The 21,208-nt window shown below is 64.6% G+C and carries 16 protein-coding genes; 4 read left to right on the top strand and 12 right to left on the bottom strand.

Features of this window, described 5'->3' with window-relative positions; genetic code table 11:
• The 4 genes from uvrA to VJ811_RS05225 all read right to left on the bottom strand — a co-directional run.
• On the bottom strand, positions 1–2,481 hold a 2,481-nt coding region (uvrA, locus tag VJ811_RS05240; RefSeq protein WP_324071215.1), incomplete at its 3' end, for an excinuclease ABC subunit UvrA.
• A gap of 123 nt (positions 2,482–2,604) precedes the next feature.
• Positions 2,605–3,111, bottom strand: a complete 507-nt coding sequence (locus VJ811_RS05235) for a transferrin-binding protein-like solute binding protein (protein WP_324071214.1) — start codon at positions 3,109–3,111, stop codon at positions 2,605–2,607.
• Complete coding sequence (locus VJ811_RS05230; protein WP_324071213.1) at positions 3,108–3,320, bottom strand: hypothetical protein; 213 nt, start codon at positions 3,318–3,320, stop codon at positions 3,108–3,110. The genes VJ811_RS05235 and VJ811_RS05230 overlap by 4 nt, the downstream gene beginning before the upstream one ends.
• A 51-nt stretch (positions 3,321–3,371) precedes the next feature.
• Positions 3,372–4,694: a porin family protein gene (locus tag VJ811_RS05225; protein WP_324071212.1), complete on the bottom strand. Its 1,323-nt coding sequence runs from the start codon at positions 4,692–4,694 to the stop codon at positions 3,372–3,374.
• Between the two features lie 237 nt (positions 4,695–4,931).
• Here VJ811_RS05225 and VJ811_RS05220 point away from each other — a divergent pair, with 237 nt between their 5' ends.
• Positions 4,932–7,007, top strand: a complete 2,076-nt coding sequence (locus VJ811_RS05220) for a M13 family metallopeptidase (protein WP_324071211.1) — start codon at positions 4,932–4,934, stop codon at positions 7,005–7,007.
• Between the two features lie 16 nt (positions 7,008–7,023).
• Here the strand turns inward: VJ811_RS05220 and VJ811_RS05215 are convergent, their stop codons facing one another.
• Positions 7,024–8,520: a BCCT family transporter gene (locus VJ811_RS05215; RefSeq protein ID WP_324071210.1), complete on the bottom strand. Its 1,497-nt coding sequence runs from the start codon at positions 8,518–8,520 to the stop codon at positions 7,024–7,026.
• 183 nt (positions 8,521–8,703) lie between these two features.
• Here VJ811_RS05215 and VJ811_RS05210 point away from each other — a divergent pair, with 183 nt between their 5' ends.
• A complete protein-coding gene (locus VJ811_RS05210; protein WP_324071209.1) occupies positions 8,704–9,105 on the top strand; it encodes a hypothetical protein in 402 nt (133 codons plus the stop codon).
• A gap of 270 nt (positions 9,106–9,375) precedes the next feature.
• Here VJ811_RS05210 and VJ811_RS05205 read toward each other — a convergent pair whose 3' ends face one another.
• On the bottom strand, positions 9,376–9,864 hold the full coding sequence (locus VJ811_RS05205; RefSeq protein ID WP_324071208.1) for a hypothetical protein: 489 nt from the start codon (positions 9,862–9,864) through the stop codon (positions 9,376–9,378).
• Positions 9,865–10,107: 243 nt separating this feature from the next.
• Between VJ811_RS05205 and VJ811_RS05200 the strand changes: the two genes are divergently transcribed.
• Entirely contained in the window at positions 10,108–10,458 is a 351-nt protein-coding gene (locus tag VJ811_RS05200; protein ID WP_324071207.1) for a UrcA family protein, read from the top strand.
• Positions 10,459–10,517: 59 nt separating this feature from the next.
• Here VJ811_RS05200 and VJ811_RS05195 read toward each other — a convergent pair whose 3' ends face one another.
• From VJ811_RS05195 to VJ811_RS05175, 5 genes are all read right to left on the bottom strand, one after another.
• Positions 10,518–11,249 (bottom strand): response regulator transcription factor, encoded by a 732-nt coding sequence (locus tag VJ811_RS05195; protein WP_324071206.1) that lies wholly within the window; start codon positions 11,247–11,249, stop codon positions 10,518–10,520.
• Positions 11,250–11,252: 3 nt separating this feature from the next.
• On the bottom strand, positions 11,253–12,425 hold the full coding sequence (locus VJ811_RS05190) for a sensor histidine kinase (RefSeq protein ID WP_324071205.1): 1,173 nt from the start codon (positions 12,423–12,425) through the stop codon (positions 11,253–11,255).
• 161 nt (positions 12,426–12,586) lie between these two features.
• Positions 12,587–14,047 (bottom strand): MATE family efflux transporter, encoded by a 1,461-nt coding sequence (locus VJ811_RS05185; RefSeq protein WP_324071204.1) that lies wholly within the window; start codon positions 14,045–14,047, stop codon positions 12,587–12,589.
• Entirely contained in the window at positions 14,044–16,785 is a 2,742-nt protein-coding gene (locus VJ811_RS05180; RefSeq protein WP_324071203.1) for a valine--tRNA ligase, read from the bottom strand. The genes VJ811_RS05185 and VJ811_RS05180 overlap by 4 nt, the downstream gene beginning before the upstream one ends.
• 169 nt (positions 16,786–16,954) lie before the next feature.
• A complete protein-coding gene (locus tag VJ811_RS05175) occupies positions 16,955–19,021 on the bottom strand; it encodes a S9 family peptidase (protein WP_324071202.1) in 2,067 nt (688 codons plus the stop codon).
• 162 nt (positions 19,022–19,183) lie between these two features.
• Between VJ811_RS05175 and VJ811_RS05170 the strand changes: the two genes are divergently transcribed.
• Entirely contained in the window at positions 19,184–19,945 is a 762-nt protein-coding gene (locus tag VJ811_RS05170; RefSeq protein ID WP_324071201.1) for an HPP family protein, read from the top strand.
• Here the strand turns inward: VJ811_RS05170 and VJ811_RS05165 are convergent.
• Positions 19,942–21,201 (bottom strand): amidohydrolase family protein, encoded by a 1,260-nt coding sequence (locus tag VJ811_RS05165; RefSeq protein ID WP_324071216.1) that lies wholly within the window; start codon positions 21,199–21,201, stop codon positions 19,942–19,944. The genes VJ811_RS05170 and VJ811_RS05165 overlap by 4 nt on opposite strands.
• Between the last annotated feature and the right edge of the window lie 7 nt (positions 21,202–21,208).

The raw sequence follows: 21,208 nt of genomic DNA, 5'->3' as shown, positions 1-21,208 counted from the left end.
GAGCGTTTCGCGGTTGTAGCGTTTGCCGTGGCACGTCTCGCACGTCACATAGACGTCGGGCAGGAAGTGCATCTCGATCTTGATCAGCCCGTCGCCGGTGCAGGTCTCGCACCGCCCGCCCTTGACGTTGAAGCTGAAGCGCCCGGGCTTGTAGCCGCGCGCCTGGCTTTCGGGCAGCCCCGCGAACCAGTCGCGGATGATCGTGAAGGCGCCGGTGTATGTTGCGGGGTTCGATCGCGGGGTGCGGCCGATCGGCGATTGGTCGATGTCGATCACCTTGTCGCAATGCTCGAGCCCTTTCAGGCTGTCGTGCGGTCCCGCGATCATCCGCGCGCCGTTGAGCACGCGCGCCGCGCTGGCGTAGAGCGTGTCGATGATCAGGCTCGACTTGCCGCTGCCCGACAGGCCGGTGACGCAGGTGAAGGTGCCGAGCGGGATCTTCGCGGTGACATTCTGGAGATTGTTGGCGCGCGCGCCTTTGAGCACGAGGTCGAAGCCATTGCCCTTGCGGCGGTGCTTGGGCACTTCGATCTTCTTCGCGCCGGTGAGATAAGCCGCGGTCAGGCTGTTCTTGTTCGCGAGCACTTCGTCGAGCGTGCCCTCGGCGACAATTTCGCCGCCGTGGAGGCCTGCGCCGGGCCCCATGTCGACGACATAATCGGCATGGCGGATCGCATCCTCGTCATGCTCGACGACGATCACCGTGTTGCCGAGGTCGCGGAGGCGCTTCAATGTCGCGAGCAGCCGGTCGTTGTCGCGCTGGTGGAGGCCGATGCTCGGCTCGTCGAGGACGTAGAGCACGCCCGACAGGCCGCTGCCGATCTGCGAGGCGAGGCGGATGCGCTGGCTCTCGCCGCCCGACAGCGTGCCCGAGGTGCGGTTGAGGTTGAGATAATCGAGCCCGACATTGTTGAGGAAGCCGAGGCGCTCGTTGATCTCTTTCAGGATCGCCTTGGCGATCTGGCGTTGCGTGTCATTGAGCTTTTCGTCGAGCGTGCTGAACCAGCCGAGCGCGTCGGCGACCGAGCGCTGCGCCGACATGCTGATATCCTCGCCCGCGATCTTCACCGCGAGCGGTTCGGGGCGCAGACGCGCGCCGTGGCACGTCTCGCACGGATGCGGCGCCTGATATTTGCTCAGTTCCTCGCGCATCCACGCGCTTTCGGTCTGGAGCAGGCGGCGGTTGAGGTTGCCGATCACACCCTCGAAGGCCTTGTGCGTCGTGTAACTGCGTTTGCCATCCTTGAAGGTCAGCTCGACGGGTTTACCGCCGCTGCCGTAGAGGATGATCAGCTGCACCTCGCCGGGCAAATCCTGCCACGGCGTCGTGAGGTCGAAACCATAGGCTTTGCCGAGGCTTTCGAGCACCTGCATATAATAAGGCGAGGGCGGGTTCGATTTTGCCCACGGCACGACCGCGCCCTTTTTCAGGCTGAGCGCATGGTTCGGGACGACGAGATCGGGGTCGAACTCCTGCCGCTCGCCGAGCCCGTCGCACGCCGGGCACGCGCCCTGCGGTGCGTTGAAGCTGAACAGGCGCGGTTCGATCTCGGCGATCGTGAAGCCCGAGACGGGGCAGGCGAATTTTTCGGAGAAGATCAGGCGGTTCGCAGGAATGCCCGCGCCCTTGAGGTTCCCCTCCCGCTTGCGGGAGGGGTCAGGGGAGGGCATGTCCTCGTTGTCCGGGTCGGAAACAGACCCTCCCCCGACCCCTCCCGCAAGCGGGAGGGGAGAAGAAGACATCGCTTCCGCCACCGTCGTATCCGCGAGGTCGACATAGGCGAGCCCTTCGGCAAGCTTGAGCGCGGTCTCGAAGCTGTCGGCGAGCCGCGTGCCGAGCCCTTCGCGCACCGCGATACGGTCGACGACCACCTCGATGTCATGCTTGTATTTCTTGTCGAGCGCGGGCGCCTCGCCGATCTCGTAAAACTCGCCGTCGATGCGGACGCGGGTGAAGCCGTCCTTCTGCCACTGCGCGAGTTCCTTCTTATACTCGCCTTTGCGGCCGCGCACGACGGGGGCGAGCAGATAGGCGCGTGTGCCCTCGGGCAGCGCCATTACGCGGTCGACCATGTCGGTCACAGTCTGAGCGCTGATCGGCTCGCCTGTCGCGGGCGAATAGGGAATGCCGACGCGCGCCCACAGCAGGCGCATATAGTCGTAGATCTCGGTCACCGTCGCGACGGTCGAGCGCGGGTTGCGGCTCGTCGTCTTCTGCTCGATGCTGATCGCCGGCGACAGCCCGTCTATATGCTCGACGTCGGGCTTCTGCATCATCTCGAGGAACTGGCGCGCGTAAGCCGACAGGCTCTCGACATAGCGCCGCTGCCCTTCGGCATAGATGGTGTCGAACGCGAGCGACGATTTGCCGCTGCCCGACAGGCCGGTGATGACGATCAGCGCGTCGCGCGGCAGGTCGACGTCGACGCCCTTGAGATTATGCTCGCGCGCGCCGCGTACGGAAATATGGGTGAGACTCATGGGGGAGGTTTGTTCCAGATTTGTTCTAACGGCGCAAGGGGGCGCATCGCGTGCCCGCTAAATGGGATGCGACGGGAAAGGTTGCAATAGCCGCGTCTTGAAGGGGCGGCAGCGCGCCGTCGATTAGGGTCCAGACCCATTACTTACGGGTTCGAAGGTCGAACTGTCGCCGAATTGTCCCGTGCTTCTGTTCAGGTTCAATGTGAAGGTCGCACCATATTCCGCAGCATTGGGGCCGAAGAAATACCCGTTCAAGAAACCGCTTCCACCCGATCCCGGCGCGAGAGAGAGCGAAATCTGGTTGGGACAGCTGCCCGGGCACGGAGAAAGACCCGACGACGCATAGGTGAAATCGCTGAGATTTGCCGACAGCGTCCCCGCCTGGTTGCGCGCCGCCAGCGACATGATGAGACTACTCACCCCGCTAGCGAAATTGATGTTGAACCTGCTGGTTCCGCTCAGCTGCGCATCACGGATGATCGTCCCGTGCCGACCCGCGCCATAGACAATGCCCGAATAGGAGGCGTGGCCCGTCGTCGGGAGCTGGAACGTGGGCGTCCGGCCTCCGAAGAGAGCGAAATGACGTGCGGTTGTCGCGTCGCCCCTGGTGTCCACACCCGTCTCGCTCAAATCGGCGAAGCTGGCATAGGATAGTGCGATTTGAGATGATAGGCGCCGCCCACTTCTTCCGCCGCCGGCCCGTAAAGGGCGCCGCGCAGATCGCCGGAATCATGATTGTCGAATGAGATCCGGCCGGAGAAATTGTTGCTGCCCGACGCGATCAGCGCGACGGCGCCCCAGACATGATCGGTCGCGACCACCTGCCCTATTCGGGCCACGGTTTCGCCGAAGCGGCTCCCAATATTCCCCGTTCTTCGGCGCTATTCCGTTTAAAAGGCGGATGTAACGCCGAATTCGGCACTGATACGCGAATAATCCCAGATCTCAACTGTCGATTTGTTCCGTTCCCAGCCGAGTTTTACTGTTGGCGCAAAGGTTCCGATCTTGAGGAAGCGAAAATGGCCGCCGACCGACACGTTGAAGCGGTCGTCGACGCGCCTCTGCGGATACAGAAAAAGTCGATTATCGGCCTCAAGGCGGCTGTAGCCCGCGCTGGCGGTCAGCGTCGTTTGCCCGAACTCGCGGAAGAGGTAGGCTGTGAGGCCGCCCGATGTCGTCGAATATCCGGGATCGCGAGCGGCCTCGCGATTGCCGCTGACCTGAAGGCCGCCACCGAATTTGGCCGAAAAGGCGCGGTCATAGGACGCGGCGAGCAAGAGATTGGTCGCGTCCTGCAGGTCGTTGTGGCGGTTGTTTACGTCGGCGATGCGGCCGTCAATGCGCAATTGGGCCTTTTGGCCCATCGGATGCTGCCAGGTCGCCCCTGCGCCGGCGGAGAAGCTGTAGGGATCGAGGCCGTACCAGCGCCATGTCGCTTCGCCCGATATATTGATCCGGTCCCGGCCCGACGCATATTCGGGGCCGGCCTGAATCGAAAGGGCGATGTCGTCGAACTGTTCGGCGCGGTAAAGGTTTGCATAAGTCGACGCACGGACGAGCAATTGCGAGCGCTTGTCGATGCCGGTGCGGAAATAGGCCTGCCCGCGCAGTGCGAGCCCGAGTCCCGACCGGGCCTTCGCATCCTCATCCAGCGTGAAGTCGCCTATGATCGTGCCCAGCGTGTCCGAACGGGTCGCGCGGTTGATATTGCTGTCGGGGGCGAAGGCGATCGCCACCGATCCGCCGAACGGCTTTTGCGCACTGAGCGCGGCGGCGTAAAACCGGATCTGCTGCTCGACCTCGGGGGGCAGACCCGCCGCCTGGGCCGAACGCAGTTCGCGTTCGGCTGCCCGTAGATCGCCCAGCCTGACCTGCATGCGCGCCAGTTCGATGCGGACGCGCGCGACGCCGGGCTTTTCGTCGAGGATTTCGCGAAACAGCACTGCGGCTTCGCGATGCTTGCCGAGGTCGTCGGCGAGCATCATCGCGAGCCGAAAACGCGCTTCGGTGCGCAGTTCGATATCGGGATTGCCGGCAAGCGCCCGATAGGCGGTTTCGGCCGCCGCGAAATCGCGTGCTGCGCGGGCCTGGTCTGCAAATGCGAACAACTGCTCGGCCGAAACCCGGACGGGTTCAGGTGCCGTGTCTGAAGCATTTTCCTGAGTCTGGCCGGGAAAGCTGTAAAAAGCCGCGGTCGCCAATGCCGCCGACATCAATAATTTGATTGTTTTGCCCCCCAGCGAAACCGGCTGCTGCCGCCGCCGACCCATCGCGATATAAATGTTCTGCGTCAATATCTTCCCCGGTCCCGAGCCAACAAATCTACCAACGCGAGATTCCCGTCGACCAATGCCCCTGCGTCCGCTTGACCGCTTGGCGCCGCGGGCGGACAAGTCGAGCATGGTCGCCATCCCGCCGGGATGGCGAGGGGAAGCATGGGAGACCGGGGAATGAGGAAATTTTTTGCAGGAGTGGCGAGCCTTGCCATCGCCACGGTGCCGGCCGCACCGGCGCTCGCCAATGAAGCGACGCCGTCCGCGCCGTTGACGGCCGCCGCCGACGAAGCGGCAGGCAATGCCGAGGCCGGGTCGCTGAAAGCGCTGACCTTCGGCAAATGGGGCGTCGACCTGGGAGCGCGCGATCCGTCAGTGAAACCCGGCGACGATTTCGATCGCTATGCCAATGGCGGCTGGTTCGCGCGCACCGAGATTCCGTCGGATCAAGCCTCTGCCGGGGTCGATTACGACGTTTATAACCTGACCCAGCGCCAGCTCCGCGCGGTGGTCGCGGGGGCGCCCGCGGCGAGCCAGGTCGGCGGTCTTTACCAGAGCTTCTTGGACGAGGCGCGCGTCGAAGCACTCGCCGCCAAGCCGCTGATGGCCGACATTGCCGCGGTGGCGGCGATCAAGGACAAGAGCGAAATGGCGCGCTTCATGGGCGGCACGCAGGGGACGTTCGGCTCGACGATCGTTAGCGGCGGTCCCTATGCCGACACCGCCGATCCGACCGTCAACGTCCTCTGGCTGGGGCAGGCGGGGATCGGGCTGCCCGAGCGCGACTATTATTTGAACGACAGTTTCAAGCCGCAGCGCGACGCGTACCGCGCCTATATCGCGCGGACGATGAAGATGGCGGGCAATGCCGACCCCGAAAAGGCCGCCGATGCGATCATGGCGTTCGAGACCGAGATTGCGAAGGTCAGCTGGGCGATCGCCGACCGCCGCGACATCGGCAAGATCAATAATCCGATGTCGGCGGACGAACTGGCGGCGTACGCGCCGGGGCTCGACTGGAAGGCCTGGTTTGCCGGTGCCGGTATCGCGCCGCAGAAACGCATCATCGTAAACGAAAAGACCGCGGTGCGCGACATCGTCGCGCTCTATGCCAAGACCCCGCTCGACACGATCAAGCTGTGGCAGCAGTTCCACGTCGCCGACAATGCGGCGCCCTATCTTTCGAAGGCATTCGTCGACAGCCGGTTCGAATATACCAAGGCGCTAAGCGGGGTCGGCGAACTGCGCCCGCGCTGGAAACGCGGGTTGACGCTCGTCGACGGCAGCCTCGGCGAACTCGTCGGCGAAACCTATTCGAAGCAATATTTCCCGGCGAGCGCGAAGGCGAAGATGGAGGTGCTCGTCACCAACCTGAAACTCGCGATGGGCGACCGCATCCGGAACAACAGCTGGATGGCGCCGGCGACGAAGGACGCCGCGCTGGCGAAGCTCGCGAAGATGGACGTCATGGTCGGCTACCCCGACAGGTGGCGCGACTATTCGGGGCTCAAGATCGATCCCGCCGATCTCTACGGCAATGTGAAGCGCAGCGCGGCGTTCGAATATGCCTATGCGCTGTCGGACCTGGGCAAGCCCGTCGACCGCAAGAAATGGTCGATGAACCCGCAGGAAGTGAACGCCTATAACGGCGGGCTCGAGAACAAGATCGTGTTCCCGGCCGGCATCCTGCAGGCGCCTTATTTTAGCGAGAGCGTCGACGATGCGGTCAATTATGGCGCGATCGGCGCGGTGATCGGCCACGAAATCACGCACGGCTTCGACGACCAGGGCCGCAAGATCGATGCCGAGGGCGCGGTGCGCGACTGGTGGACGCCCGAGGATGCGGCGCGCTTCGACGCGCAGGCCAAGGCGTTCGGGGCGCAATATGCGACCTATGAGGCGGCGCCGGGCTCGTTCATCAACCCCGATCTGACGATGGGTGAGAATATCGCCGATCTGGCTGGCCTGGAGGTCGCTTTTGACGCCTATCGCCGGTCGCTCGGCGGCAAGCCCGCGCCGGTGATCGACGGGTTGACCGGCGACCAGCGCTTCTTCCTCGCCTTCGCACAGGCGTGGCGCACCAAGCAGCGCGAGGATGCGATCAAGCAGCAGGTGGCGAGCGATCCGCATAGCCCGGCGCGCTGGCGCATCATTGGACCTGTGCGCAACGTCGATGCGTGGTACAGGGCATTCAGCGTCGCCGCGGGCGCCAGATATTATCTGAAGCCCGAGGAGCGCACCAAGATCTGGTAGTCCTGAGACCCCTTTCTCAGGATTGGGCGGGGGCGGCCGTGTGCCGTCCCCGTACCGCCATGACGATGAGCGACAGCGCCGCGCCGACGATGACGAACAATGCGGGAAAGCCGCCGAGCACCGACATCATGCGGATGCCGTCGATACCGCCGCCCGCGACGAGCACCAGCGCGACCAGCCCGACGATGACGCCCCATACCGCCTGAACCCACAGCGGCGCTTCGGGCGCATCGGGCGAAATTCCGTGCGTCGACAGCGCGCTCATCGCCGAAACATTGGCGTCGGCGCCGGCTACGTAAGACAGGAAGATCGCGAACAGCACGGCCGCGGCCACCAGAGGTCCGCCGCCGAGCGCGCTGAACAGCCGGAACAGCACCGGATCGGGACCCTGCGCGGTCAGGACGGCGTAAAGGCCGGCGCCGCTCTGTTGGTCGAACGCGATCGTCGCGCCCGCGATCGCCGTCATCCACACCGCACCGAACAGCGACGGCAGGATGAGGTTGTACATGATGAAGGCACGGACGCTGTAGCCGACCGCGAGGCGGCCAAGGAAGAGCGCGGTAACGGGTGCCCACGCGAACCAGTTGGCCCAGTTGAAGATCGTCCATTGCCGGTGCCAGCCGGTGTCGACGTCGAGGCCAAGGTTGCGCGGGATGAAGGTCTGGAAATAGTCGGCCGCGCCGCGCAGCGACAGGCCCAGCATGTCGACGGTGGGGCCAACGACGAGGACAAAGGCGATGATCGCAAAGAACAGCCAGGTGTTGAGCACCGACAGCCCCGCGATGCCCTTTTGCAGGCCCGTCGCGGCCGAAATCAGGAAGCTCGCGACGATCGCGGCGGCAATCGCCCAGCGTAGCGGCGTGCCGCCGTCAAACCCGCCGATCCCTTCGATCCCGCCCGCGAGCGCGAGCAGACCGGCGCCCAGCGAAGCCGCCATGCCCGCGACGAGCGCATAAAGGCAGATGATGTCGATCGCCGTACCGGCGGGACCATGCGCGCGCTGACCGAGCAGCGGCACGAACAGCGACGACAGGCTGAAAGGTTCGCTGCGGTTGTAATAGACAAGCGCGAAGGCGAGGCCGGCGACGGTATAGATGGCGTATGGCGTCAACGTCCAATGCAGGAACATCGTCGACATGGCGAAGGTCGCCGCCGCATCGCTGCCCGGTTCGAGACCGAGCATCGCGGGCGGATCGTTGAGATGGAACAGCGGCTCGGCGGCGCCCCAGAAGAGGATGCCGGTGGCGATCGTGGTGCAAAGCGTCACCGCGAACCAGCGCCATCGGGTCAAAATGGGTTTCGCCGCCGGCCCGCCGATGATCCGCCCGCCGAGGGGCGAAACGGCAATCCCCGCCAGAAGCATGAGGAAGGCTATCCCTGCCCAGGCGAAGAGCGACGAAAAGTTGCGCAAAATCCAGTCGTTGATCGCCGTCTCGGCCGCGACGACAGCGGCGCCCTGCCAGAGGCTGAGGATGACGGCGGCGAGGAGCACCGCGAGGGGCGTGAAAAACACCGGGCGATTGAGGGGATGCTTCGGAGATGCTGGCAAATGATCGGCCGATCGGACATGGTCAGAATGATCAGCATGACCTTTGCCCCGCCCAAGGTCAATTCGGGCAGGTCAATTCGGGGCGGGAACGGCGCATCGGGCAAAGCGTTGGACCGGCAGACAGGTGGATTTGAAGGAGAAGCTTCGATGACCAGGAATATGATGGCGGCCACCGCCGCGCTCGCGCTGCTCGCCTCGGGTCAGGCCGCGGCCTTCCAGACGCCCGCCGATACGGCGACGAAGGTAAAGCCGATGAAGGACGGCACCACGGCCGAAGAACGGTCCAACACGGCGCGGCTCAACGCCGAGCAGGCGGAGCGCGCCAAAGCCGACAACACGGTCTATGCGCAGGAAGTGTCGGCGGCGCAGCAGCAGGTCGCGCACGACCAGCAAGTGTTCAGCGAGGAAACCGCCGCTTACGAGGCCGAGAAGGCGCGCGTCGCGGCGATGTCCGCCGAAGAGCGGATGAAATGGGAAGCCGACGCCGCTGCGTGCAAGGCCGGCGACAAGACCCGCTGCGCCTTGCCGACGCCGCCGCCGCCGCGCTAGGGTCCGTACTCAATTACCGCGCCGTCGAGGCGCCCAAATGGCGAACAACTCGGGCCGAAAGACGCGCCGCGAGGGCTGGTTGCCCTTGCAAGCGGCTTTCGGCCCGAGATGGAAGCCATTTGGGCGTCCCGAAGGGATTTGATCAAAATGGCCCATTGCTTCGTCGAGAAGTCTGGAAATATCGGCATATTCCTGCGCCTTCTCTCCTCGCACTGAGCCATTTTGCTTCAAACCTCGACGGCGCGGTAATTGAGTATGGACCCTGGGGCCTCAATATTCGCCGGGCAGCGGTTCCGCTGCCATGCCGGGGGGCGAGCGATCGCCCGCTGGCATGCCGGCGAGCGGGTTCTCGCCCGTTGCCGCTGCGGCGGGCTCGGGATCGGGAAAGCGGCCGCCGTATCGGTAGGCGTCGTCCGCATCGGCCAGGATCGGCGGGTCGGCGTCGACCGCCCCCAGTTCGCGAAAAGCCTCATCACGCATGCTGTCGTCGCGGTGCGCCCGCAGCCGCATCGCGACGCCGTAGCTGTCCGCACAGTCGAGGCACGGCGCGGCCCCGCTGCCTTGCGGCGCCAGCGCGCCGGGATTGGCGCTGAGGCGCGAATAGGATGCGGCCTCGCTGCCGCCGCCGCCCAATCGCGCCCCCACCGCCATTTCGCCCAGCAAAACTCCGCCAGTGACGCCGGCAAGCGCGAGCGCCAACCAGCGGATCAGGCGCGCGCCGCCGTCGCGACTCGCGGAGAAAGATAATTTCTTTCCCATCGGATAATTTGGCCATGAACATGCGCCGGATGCAAGTCAGGCGCCATGATATTGCCTGCCATCGGCCATTCGTCGACGGATCGGCGCCTTTCGTCTGTCAATCGAGCGGCTGTCTGCCCCGATCGATCCAAAGGCGATTCTCATGACGTCTAGGGGATATCACTCCCCTTGCGGGATATCGGAAGACGGTCTCCCCGGTCCGCCGGCCGGTATCCCGCATCCTTTTGAAGAGAGGACTCCCCCATGGCGAAATTTTCATTCTTGCTGGCAGCGCCGGTTGCACTGGCCGGCTTTTCGGTTCCGGCCGCCGCCGAAGACGAGAGCGACCGGCATACCGTCGTTGTGCGCTATGACGACCTGAACCTGTCGAGCGTCGCTGGCCGCGAGCGGCTGAGCACCCGCGTCAAATATGCCGTACAGAAAGTGTGTGGCACGCGGCCGCTTCATCGGCGGAGCCTCCGCGAGCGGACCGTTGCCAATCGCTGCAAGGATAACGCGATGGCCGATGCCGACGTGAAACTGGCCGGCCTGTTCAACGGCGAGGGCACCCGCTACGCCGACCGTGGCAGGATCATCATCGTCGCCGCGCCCTGACCAAATTCGCGGTATGCCGATCCCAAGAGGCGGTCATGTCCCGGCATGGCCGCCTTTTTTCAGACGTGCATGATCGCCTTTACATCGTGGAGATAGGTGCGGCCGATGCGGTGGACGCCGCCTTCGCCGAGGTCGACGCTCCACGCGCCGTCGCCATGGTGCTTCAATCCGACGATGCCTTCGCGGCGGATCATCTTCGAGCGATGGATGCGCATGAACTGATCGGGGTTCATGCGCGCTTCCAGCGATTTGATCGTCTGATGGATCAGCCAGCTGCGGCCGCCGACATGGAGGCGCATATAGTCGCGCTCGGCCTCGATCAAATCGACCTGGCCCGCATCGATGCGCAGCATCTCGCCGCGGTTCTGGACCCAGAATTCGTTGATCCATCGGCTTTTCTGCGCCGGCGCACGCTCGGTCGCGCGCCATTCGCGCACGCGCGACAGCGCACGGGCGAGGCGTTCGGGCGATACGGGTTTGAGCAGATAGTCGACCGCGGCAACGTCGAACGCCGCCACCGCATAGCGATCGAAGGCGGTGACGAAAACGACGGCAGGCGGGTTATCGAGCCCCTCGATCGCGGCGGCGACCTCCAGCCCGTTGAGATCGGGCATCGCGATGTCGCAGAGCACAAGGTCGGGCGCGAGCGCGTCGACCATGCGGAGCGCCGAGGCGCCGTCGCTGGCGGTGCCGACGAGCGAGACGCCGTCCTGCTGCCCGGTGAGGATCTGCAATCGTTCGATCGCCAGCGGTTCGTCGTCGACGATCAGGGTGCGAAGCGTCTGGATCATAGGTCAGCAGGCCTCCCGTGCCAGCGGCAACCAAAGCGATACGACAAAGCCGCCACTGTCCGACGGACCCCATTCGCATCCGGCGGTGGGGCCATAGCGGGTCAGCAGGCGTTCGCGAACATTGCCGAGGCCGAGGCCCGTGCCCGACGCGGGGGCGGGGGCCTTCGGGTCGATGTCGTTTTCGATACGCAGCACCAGCAGCCCATATTCGGCGCTGGCGGTCAGGCGGACCGCGATCTTTCCCTTGCTGGGCGCGACGCCATATTTGATCGCATTCTCGATGATCGGTTGCAGGATCAGCACGGGAACGCAGGCATGCTCCAATTCCTCGGGCATCTCCACTTCGACCTGCAGGCGATCGGGGAAGCGCGTCTGCTCGATATCGAGATAGAGGCGCTGGAGCGCGATTTCCTCGTCGAGACTGACGAGTTGCTCGGGATCGACCGCGAGGCTCGAGCGGAGGAAGGACGAGAGGTTCATGATCATCGTCTCGGCCTCGCTCTTCGATCCCTTGAGCACGAGGGTCGAGAGCGAATTGAGCGTGTTGAACAGGAAATGCGGATTGACCTGATAATGCAGGGCGCGGAGCTGCGCGGTCTGCGCCTCCATGCGAAAATGATTGGCGCGACGTTCGAGCGCGCGCATCTCGTTGGCATAGCCGAACGCTACATAGAGCGCGGCCCAGACGGCGAAGAAGAAATACCAGCGGATCGAGCTGTCGAGGATCAGCATCGTTTCCCACGCGACCGAATATTTCGACTGCATTTCCTCGACGATCTTCGCGCTGTCGGAGACCGGGAACCAATAATAGAAAACCAGCAGATTGACCGTCGCGTAGATGATGACGAGCGGAACCGCGGCGCCGAAGGCCGCCGCCAGCCGGGCGCCGAAGCTCTGGGGCTGGGCGCGCTGGAGCAGCTGATAGAGGACGAAGGTGCACAGGATACCGGCGACGACGACGATCGCGCGGCGGCCGGCGGACGGCCATTGTTCGGGCACGCCGGTCAGCATCGCGAGCACCGAGGTGATCAGGAAATAGATCGCCCACATCGCGATGATCGATCCGATCGCGACCCGGGGGTTCACGCGGGCGTCGGAGGCGCGCCAGTCGGGCGCCGCGGCCAACATTTTCGCGCGCTGATCGCGCAGCGCATCCTTGCGGTTCGAGATATTCATTATGCCTGCTTTAGCGCCAATTACCGATCGATGGCTAGCGGGCACCCGGCCGCCAGTCGAAGCGGTGCGGGCCTTGGTCGAAAGGGGGGCTTAAAGCGTCAGCCCCCAAATTGACCTCGCTATTCGAGCGGATTCGGGATCGCTCGGTTTGAAGGGGCGCCTCAGCCCGCCGGTTGCGGCAGCGTCCGGCGCCAGTTGCCGCGCCGGTAGATCGCCCATGCCATCGCGAGCGAGGCGAGCGACGAGAGCGGAAAGCTCCACCAGAGGATGTCGCTGCCGATCGCCGGATAACCGAAATAATAGATGCCGAGGCGGATCGGGAACATCGACAGGAACAGGATGACGAGCGGCGGCACGACCGATCCATTGGCGCGCAGCGTGCTGATGAGGACGATCGTCGTGCCGAAGGGCAAGAAGGTCCAGGTCGCGATCAGCTGGATATTGCGCGACACTTCGATCGCGGGGCTTTCGCTGCCGAGGAAAAGCGCGAGCGCGGCGCGGTCGAAGATCAGGAGCAGGACGATCAGCAGGCCGGTCATCGCGAGGTTGATCGCGATGCCGCTGTTCGTCACCGATGCGACGCGGTCCCAGCGGTTCGCGCCGATATTCTGCGCCGCCATCGAGCTGACCGCGGCGCCGACCGCGAGCGCGGGCATCTGGATATAGTTCCAGAGCTGAAGCGTCGCGCCATAGGCCGCGGCGGTGACGAGCCCCTCGCGGTTGACGAGTCCGACCATGATCAGCCCGGCGCCCGAGATCACGAGCATCTGCGCGCCCATCGGCAGGCCGCGGCCGATGATGAAGCGGAGTTCGCTCCACTTGGGAAGCAGGTAAGACAGTTCATGCCCGCGCAGGCGCAACACGTAGTTTTTCGCGTAGAACCAACCGATCATCCCCGCGAGGCTGATCGTGCCGGCGAGCGCGGTCGCGAGCGCGCTGCCCGCGATGCCGAGGCGCGGGAAGGGGCCGAGGCCGAGGATCAGAACCGGGTTGAAGACGATATCGAGCACGACCGCGAGGATCATGAAGCGCAGCGGCGTCACCGCATCGCCCGCGCCGCGCGAGGCCATCATCAGCGTGACCGACAGCATCGAGGCGGGGACGGCGAGGAAGGTGACGCGCAGATAATCATGCGCGAGGGCGAAGGCTTCGGGCGGGGTTTCGAGCCAGCCGAGGATGCGGTCCGACGCGAACCAGCCGACGATCGCGATCACGACCGAGAAGATGAGCGCGAGGCCTATGACGCCGCCGGTCGCCCGCCGCGCCGCGTCGATGTCGCCGCGCCCCATCGACTGGCCGATCAGCACCGTCGCCGCCATGCCAAAGCCGAAGAAGGCGCCAAACATCAGGAACATGATGATGTTCGCATTGGCCGTCGCGGCGAGCGCGCTATTGCCGAGGAATTGCCCGACCCAGATCGAATTCACCGAACCCGACAGCGTCTGAAGAATGTTCGACGCGAGCGTCGGCAGCGCGAAGAGGATCAGCGTCTTGGTGATCGGCCCCTGCGTCAGGTCCATCCGCCCGCCGCCGCGCGCGGTCTGCCGCGGCGGGATCGGGCCGGCGGCGGGATCGGCTGCGGCCGCGACGGGTGTCGGCGTGGCGGGCAGCTCTTCGTTCACCCCAGCCGTGCCAGTGCGGCGGTCAGGCGGTCGGCCTCCGCTTCCTTGGCGGCATGGTCGGCGCGCGCCTTTTCGACCGCTTCGGGCTTGGCGCGCTCGACGAAGGACGGGTTGTTCAGGCGCCCGGCGAGGCCGTCGCGCTCCTTGGCGGCGGCGGCGAGCGCTTTGGTCAGCCGGTCGCGTTCGGCGGCGATGTCGATGACGCCTTCGAGCGGGATCAATAACGATCCACCCATTAGTGGCATTGCGATGCTAGGGCCGGTGGGGCTTGCAGGGTCGTTTGGAAGCCCAAATTTCCCGTTTAGCGGACGATGAATCGTTTCCAGTCGGGCGAGGCGCTTCAACAGTCCTTCGACATAGGAAAATGTCTCTTCGCCGAAATCTGTTTCGGCGAGGAACCACGCCGTGAGCTTCTCACCGGGCGCAATGGACAGCTCGGTTCGCGCCGATCGGATTCTACTCACGGCATCAATGAGCCATCCGATCTGGCGACTAGCTGCTTCGTCGATCTTTGCATTTGGCGCAGGCCATTTCGCGGTGATCAGCGGATAGTGGGCGCGGTCACCAAGTCCCGTCCACAGCTCTTCGGTGATGAAGGGCATGAAGGGATGGAGCATGACGAGGATCTGGTCGAGAACCCAGCCTGCGACGGCCTTTGTCTCCTCGTCGATCGCGCCCTTGATGAGTTCGAGATACCAGTCGCAGAAACGGTCCCACGCGAAGCTGTAGATCGCGTTCGCGGCCTCGTCGAAGCGATAGGCGGCGAAGGCGGTTTCCATCGCGGCGACGGTCGCGGCGACCTCGCCGATGATCCAGCGGTTGACCGGCAGCGTCGCGGCGGGAGCTTCGAAGCTGGTCGAGGCCGAAATGCCGTTGGCTTCGCAGAAGCGCGCGGCGTTCCACAGCTTGGTCGCGAAATTGCGATAGCCCGCGAGGCGCGCGTCATCCATCTTGATGTCGCGGCCCTGGCTTTCCATCGCCGCCATGAAGAAGCGCAGCGCGTCGGCGCCATATTGGTCGATCAGCCCGAGCGGGTCGACGACATTGCCCTTCGACTTTGACATCTTCGCACCGTCGGGCGCGCGGACGAGGCCGTGGAGATAGAGCGTCTTCCACGGCACAATCCCGTCGTCGTTGTTATCGCGCATGAACTCCATGCCCTGCATCGCCATGCGCGCATCCCAGAAGAACAGGATGTCGAAGCCCGAGACGAGGACGTCGTTGGGGTAGTGGCGCTTCAGAAGCTCGGTGTCCTCGGGCCAGCCGAGCGTTGCGAAGGGCCAGAGGGCGGAGGAGAACCAAGTGTCAAGGACGTCTTCGTCGCGCGTCAGAGCAACGCCTGCGCCGGCTTCGGCCTGCGCTTCTTCTTCGGTTTCGGCAACGAAGATACGGCCGTCCTCGGCATACCAGGCCGGAATCCGATGACCCCACCACAGTTGCCGCGAAACGCACCAAGGCTGGATATTCTCCATCCAGTTGAAGAAGGTCTTTTCCCACGTCTTGGGGACGATGTTGATGCGTCCGTCGCGCACCGCCGCCATCGGCGGCTGCGCCAGCGTTTCGGCGTCGACATACCATTGGTCGGTCAGCCAGGGTTCGATCACCACGCCGCCGCGGTCGCCGAAGGGGGTCTGGATCGTGCGCGGCTCGGCGTCGTGCGCGTTGCCGTCCTTGTCTACATGCGGGATCAGGAAGCCGGCTTCCTTCATCCGCGCCACGACGAGTTCGCGCGCGCCGTCCTTGCCGTCGCGCTTGAAGCGGTGGAGGCCGATATATTCTTCCGGAATCAACCCGTCGCTCGTCTGGATGACGTTCGCATCGCCGTCGAGCATGTTGAGCATCTCGCCGGCCTTGAAGCCCGCGCGCTTGCCGACATCGAAGTCGTTGAAATCATGCCCCGGGGTGATCTTCACCGCACCCGAACCCAGCTCGGGATCGGCATGTTCGTCAGCGACGATCTTGAAGCGGCGGCCGGTGATCGGCTGCAGGATGTCCTTGCCGATGACGCTCTTGTAGCGCGCGTCATCGGGGTGCACCGCGATCGCCATGTCGGCGAGCATCGTTTCGGGGCGGGTCGTCGCGACGACGATATAGTCGCGCCCGTCATCGAGCGTCACGCCGTCGGCGAGCGGATATTTGAAGTGCCAGAAGCCGCCCTGAATCTCGTGCGTTTCGACCTCGAGGTCCGAAATCGCGGTCTTGAGCTTCGGATCCCAGTTCACGAGGCGCTTGTCGCGGTAGATCAGCCCCTTTTTGTACAGGTCGACGAACACCTTGACCACCGCGGCGGTGAAATGCGGGTCCATCGTGAACTGCTCGCGTGACCAGTCCATCGAGCAGCCGAGGCGGCGGAGCTGGCCGGTGATCTGACCGCCGCTTTCGGCTTTCCACTGCCACACCTTGTCGATGAAATCTTCGCGGCTGTAGTTGGTGCGCTTGTCCTGTTGCTGTTCCAGCTGGCGTTCGACGACCATCTGCGTCGCGATGCCGGCATGGTCCATGCCGACCACCCACAAAGCATCCTTGCCGCGCAGCCGCTCGTAGCGGACGAGCACGTCCTGCAACGTATTGTCGAGCGCATGGCCGATGTGCAGCGCGCCGGTGACGTTCGGCGGCGGGTTGACGATCGTGAACGGTGTCGCGTCGGGACGCGCGGGGCGAAACAGCCCGCGGCTTTCCCATTCATGGGCCCATTTCGCCTCGATAGCGGCGGGATCGAAATTTTTTTCCATCGGCATAGTCGGCGCGCTTTGCCAGCCATGGTGCGATGCGGCAAGGGGGGTGATCGCTTTAACGGTCCCTATCTCTCGTCATGCCGGACTTGATCCGGCATCCCGCTTTCGACGTTGAAAGGAAGAAGCGGGACCCCCGATCAAGTCCGGGGTGACGAGAAGAGAGAAGCCGCCGCTATTTTTTGAGGTACTCACCCAGCCAGCTAAACACCGTCTGGTGCCACTGGACGCTGTTCGCGCCTTTCAGCACCCAATGATTTTCGTCCGGAAAGACGAGCAATTCCGACGGAATATTGCGGCGCTGCAACGCAGTGAAAGCCGCAAGACCCTGACTGTAGGGAATGCGGAAATCCTTTTCGCTGGTGATCACCAGCATCGGGGTTTTCCACTTCGTGACGTGATTGACCGGGTTCCACTTTTCGGGATCGGTGCGTTCCCACCACGGGCCGCCATGATCCCATTCGTCGAACCACAGTTCCTCGGTCTCGAACGCCATCGCGCGCAGGTCGAAGACGCCGTCATGCTGGACGAGGCATTTGAAGCCGTCGGTCCACTGGCCCGCGATCCAGTTCATCATATAGCCGCCGTACGAGGCGCCGAGCGCGCAGGCGTTGGCGATGTCGAGCTGCGCGTCCTGCTTGCCCGCGGCGGCGAGGCCGAGCTTGAGATCCTCGAGCGGCTTGCCGCCCCAATCCTTGTTGATGCTGTCGGTGAAGGCTTGCCCGTAACCCGTTGAACCGTGGAAATCGACGGTGACGACGCCATAACCCTGCTGCGCGAAGAGGCGCGGGTTCCAGCGCGTCGACCAGCTGTTGCCAAAGCTGCCCTGCGGCCCGCCATGGACGATGAAAGCGACCGGCAATTTCTGGACGGGGCTGACGGGCTTCAGGATCATGCCCCACACCTTGTCGCCGTTCGCGCCGGCGAACTGGATGCGGTCGAGCTCCACCGCGTCGAACTCGGCGAGGCGTGCGGCGTTGACCGCGGTGATCTGCTTCACCTTGCCCTTGGCATCGCGGACGAACAGGTCGGTCGGCGCGAGCGCGCTGTTGCGCGAATAGAGGAGGGCGCCGCCGGGCAGCGGGGTGACGTCGCCGATATTGCCCTCGAAGGCTTCGGTCGTCGCCTTCAGCTTTTCGACCTTGCCCGTGGCGGCATCGACGCGAAACACCGGATGTTCGAGCGTGTCCTGCGCCGTGACGTAGAGCGACTTGCCGTCGGGCGCCCATGCGATCGAGGCGACCGAGCGGTCCCAGGCATCCGTGAGCTTCTTCGTCTCGCCGTTTTCCAGATTCCGCAGCATCAGCACCTGCCGGTCGGCCTCATAGCCAGGCCGTGCCATCGCGGCATAGGCGAGCCATTTGCCGTCCGGCGAGGGGGTGGGGAGGGTGTCGGTCGCCTGATTGTCCTGCGTCAGGTTCACCGGCATCATCCGGCTGTCGACCAGCCAGCTGTAGATATCGAGATTGGTCGACATCGGCTCGTTCCGGTCGGCCTTGCGCAGCGTGAAAAAGACGGTGCGGCTGTCGGCGCCCCACGCGAGTTCCTCGCCGCCGCCGAACGGTTTCGACGGGCTGTCGCCGATCAGGCCGGCGTCGACCGGACGCGCGACGCTCGCCTTGCCATCCGTGAGGTTGAAGACGAACGGGCGGCTGTAGGTGCCGGGGGTTTCCCATTGGTCCCAGTGGCGGACGAAGCCTGCGCCGTCCTTGTAGAGGCGGCCGCTGCCGGGACCGGTGAGCGCGCCCTTGTCCTTGGCGTCGCAGCCGAAATCGGTGCATTCTTTCGCGATATCGCCCCACGCGAGCAGCTTCGCGCCGTCGGGCGAAATCTTGAAGCCCGAAATATCGGCGTGCGTATCGGTGACCTGCGTCGCGGCGGCGCCCGCTTTCGGATCGATACGCCACACCTGATCCTTGCCCGACGCGTTCGAGAGGAAATAGAGAATGCCGTCCTTGTCGAAGGCGGGGGCGGTTTCATTCTTGCCCGCGGTGTCGGCGATGGCGACAGGCTTTGCGTCCTTCGCATTGCGGTCGACGAGCCACAGCCCGGTCGAGCGCTTGTACGTCGTACCTTCGGTATCGGTCATCTGAAACACGACCCAGCGGCCATCGGGCGACGCGGTCGGCGTCGCGACGCGCTTCAAGGTCGCGAGGTCGACCTCGGTCATCGGCCGGGCGAAAGCGGGGGTGGAGAGAGCGGCGGCGAGCGCGATCGCGCTGGACAGGATGTGGTTTCGCATGAAAGCGGTTTAGCGATGCGCCGCGCGGGTTCAAGGATGAACCGACCGGGATCGGCTCGATTCCCCGTTGCCGATGAAAATTGGGGCTTGGTGACAATAAATCAAACCTCTCTGGCGCCGCCGCGTCCGATGCGCCATCGGGCCGCCTTCAAGGAGATATCTGTGGCGAAGCCGGATTCGAGTCGGATTTTCATACCGCTGCTGGCGGGCGCGAGTCTGCGCGACCGGGTGGTCGCGAGCGTCGGCGCGCTTGTCGGCATCAGTCTCGCCGGCCTGATCTGCGCGGCGATGTTTCCCGTCTCGATGCCGTGGATCATCGCGCCGATCGGCGCGTCGGCAGTGTTGCTGTTCGCGGTGCCCGCAAGCCCGCTTGCGCAGCCCTGGTCGATCGTCGGCGGCAATGTCATTTCCGGCATTTTCGGGGTGGTCGTGGCGCAGGCGATCGGTGAGCCCGCCTTCGCGGCCGCGCTGGCCGTATCGACCGCCATATTGGTGATGTCGCTCGCGCGTTGCCTGCATCCTCCGGGCGGTGCGGTCGCGCTCAGCGCGGTTCTTGGCTGGCAGAGCTTTTCCGGGCATGTCGCCGACTTCCTCGTGCCGGTGCTGCTCAATTCGCTGATCCTCGTCGCAATCGGCATGCTGTTCCACCGCTTTTCGGGGCACAGCTACCCGCACCGCGCACGGCCCGTCGACGGCAAGGCGATGTCGCAGGAGCCGGTCGGGCTGTTGATGGACGATATCGACGGCGCGCTCGCCGATCTGGGCGAGACGTTCGATATCAGTCGCGAGGATCTCGCCCTGCTGCTGGCGCGCGCCGAGGCGCATGCCGCGGAACGCGTCGCCAAGGCGCAGATCGCCCTCGCGGGGAGCAAGCTTGCGGCTGAAAAGACGAAAAAGCGGAAGCGCGAAAAGGTCGGTTCCTAACGGACGATCACACCGCCCTTCATCACATGGTCGATCTTTTCGAGCACGGTGATGTCGGCGAGCGGATCGGCCTTCACCGCGACGAAATCGGCATAGCGGCCCGGAACGATCGCGCCCACATCGTCGCGGCCCATTTCGATTGCGGCGCGCCCGGTCGCGGACTGGATCGCCTGCATCGCCGTCATCCCATATTTGACCATATTGCCGAACTGGCGCGCGTTGAGCCCGTGCGGATAGACACCAGCGTCGGTGGCGAAACCGATATTGACGCCCAGCTCGACCGCACGCCGGAACGCCACGCGCTGCGCGTCGGTCGTCTCGCGATTCTTGCGCAGATATTCCTCGGGCCAGCCTTCTTTCGTGCCGATATCATTGATGTAATCGCCGTTGTAGATATCCATCGCGAGCCAGGTGCCGTGCTTCTTCGCCAACTGTAACGTCGCTTCGTCGGCGAGGCTGGCATGTTCGATGCTGTCGACTCCAGCGTTGATCGCGTTTTGGATACCGATCGCGCCATGCGCGTGCGCGGTGACGCGTTTGCCGCGCGCATGCGCGACCTTTACGATCGCGCGGAGTTGATCGACGGTCAGTTCGGGTGCGCCGGGTTCGGTTCCGATCGCCAGCACCGCGCCGGTCGCGATGGTCTTGATGAAGTCGGCGCCATGGTCGAGCAGATAGATCGTTTTCGCCGCCGCTTCCCCGGCCGTCGCGGCGACGCCGAGGCGCATGTCGGGCGGCAATTGCTCGTTCGGGACGACACCGTTGAGCTCGCCGCCGCCTTTCGGAATGGTCAGATAAGCGCCTGCGACCCACATGCGCGGTCCGGGTACGTCGCCGCGCTCGATGGCATTGCGCAATGTGACGTCGGTCAGGCCGCGATAGGTGCCGACGTCGCGCACGCTGGTGAAGCCCGCTTCGAGGGTTGCGCGCGCGTTACGCACACCGACGAGCGCGGTTTCGGCGGGCGATGCCTTCATCGGCGCGGCAAGGTCGGCGCTCTGGCCGAGATCGGCGAGGTGGGTGTGGAGGTCGATCAGGCCGGGCAGGACGGTGAAGCCCGACCAGTCGACGACCTTCGCGCCGTCGGGCGCCTTTCCGCACGCGCCGACCGCCTGGATGCGCTCGGCCTCGACGGTGATGCACTGGCCGGTACGGACCTCGTTCGAGACGCCGTCGATCAGCCGCCCCGTTTCGATATAAAGTGTTTCAGCCGATGCGGGCGCCGCGGCGAGCGCCGCCGCCAGCGCTGCGATCAGCCGGCCG

The organism is Sphingopyxis sp. (assembly GCF_035250425.1).
GTDB lineage: Bacteria > Pseudomonadota > Alphaproteobacteria > Sphingomonadales > Sphingomonadaceae > Sphingopyxis.
This window is presented reverse-complemented; position numbering and strand designations above follow the sequence as displayed.

What these genes read in the sequence shown, in the direction of transcription:
- VJ811_RS05195 (WP_324071206.1), bottom strand. Translation starts at nt 11,249, where the DNA reads ATGATCCAGACGCTTCGCACCCTGATCGTCGACGACGAACCGCTGGCG.
- VJ811_RS05190 (WP_324071205.1), bottom strand. Translation starts at nt 12,425, where the DNA reads ATGAATATCTCGAACCGCAAGGATGCGCTGCGCGATCAGCGCGCGAAA.
- VJ811_RS05210 (WP_324071209.1), top strand. Translation starts at nt 8,704, where the DNA reads ATGACCAGGAATATGATGGCGGCCACCGCCGCGCTCGCGCTGCTCGCC.
- VJ811_RS05200 (WP_324071207.1), top strand. Translation starts at nt 10,108, where the DNA reads ATGGCGAAATTTTCATTCTTGCTGGCAGCGCCGGTTGCACTGGCCGGC.
- VJ811_RS05225 (WP_324071212.1), bottom strand. Translation starts at nt 4,694, where the DNA reads ATGTCGGCGGCATTGGCGACCGCGGCTTTTTACAGCTTTCCCGGCCAG.
- VJ811_RS05220 (WP_324071211.1), top strand. Translation starts at nt 4,932, where the DNA reads ATGAGGAAATTTTTTGCAGGAGTGGCGAGCCTTGCCATCGCCACGGTG.
- VJ811_RS05205 (WP_324071208.1), bottom strand. Translation starts at nt 9,864, where the DNA reads ATGGGAAAGAAATTATCTTTCTCCGCGAGTCGCGACGGCGGCGCGCGC.
- VJ811_RS05175 (WP_324071202.1), bottom strand. Translation starts at nt 19,021, where the DNA reads ATGCGAAACCACATCCTGTCCAGCGCGATCGCGCTCGCCGCCGCTCTC.
- VJ811_RS05180 (WP_324071203.1), bottom strand. Translation starts at nt 16,785, where the DNA reads ATGCCGATGGAAAAAAATTTCGATCCCGCCGCTATCGAGGCGAAATGG.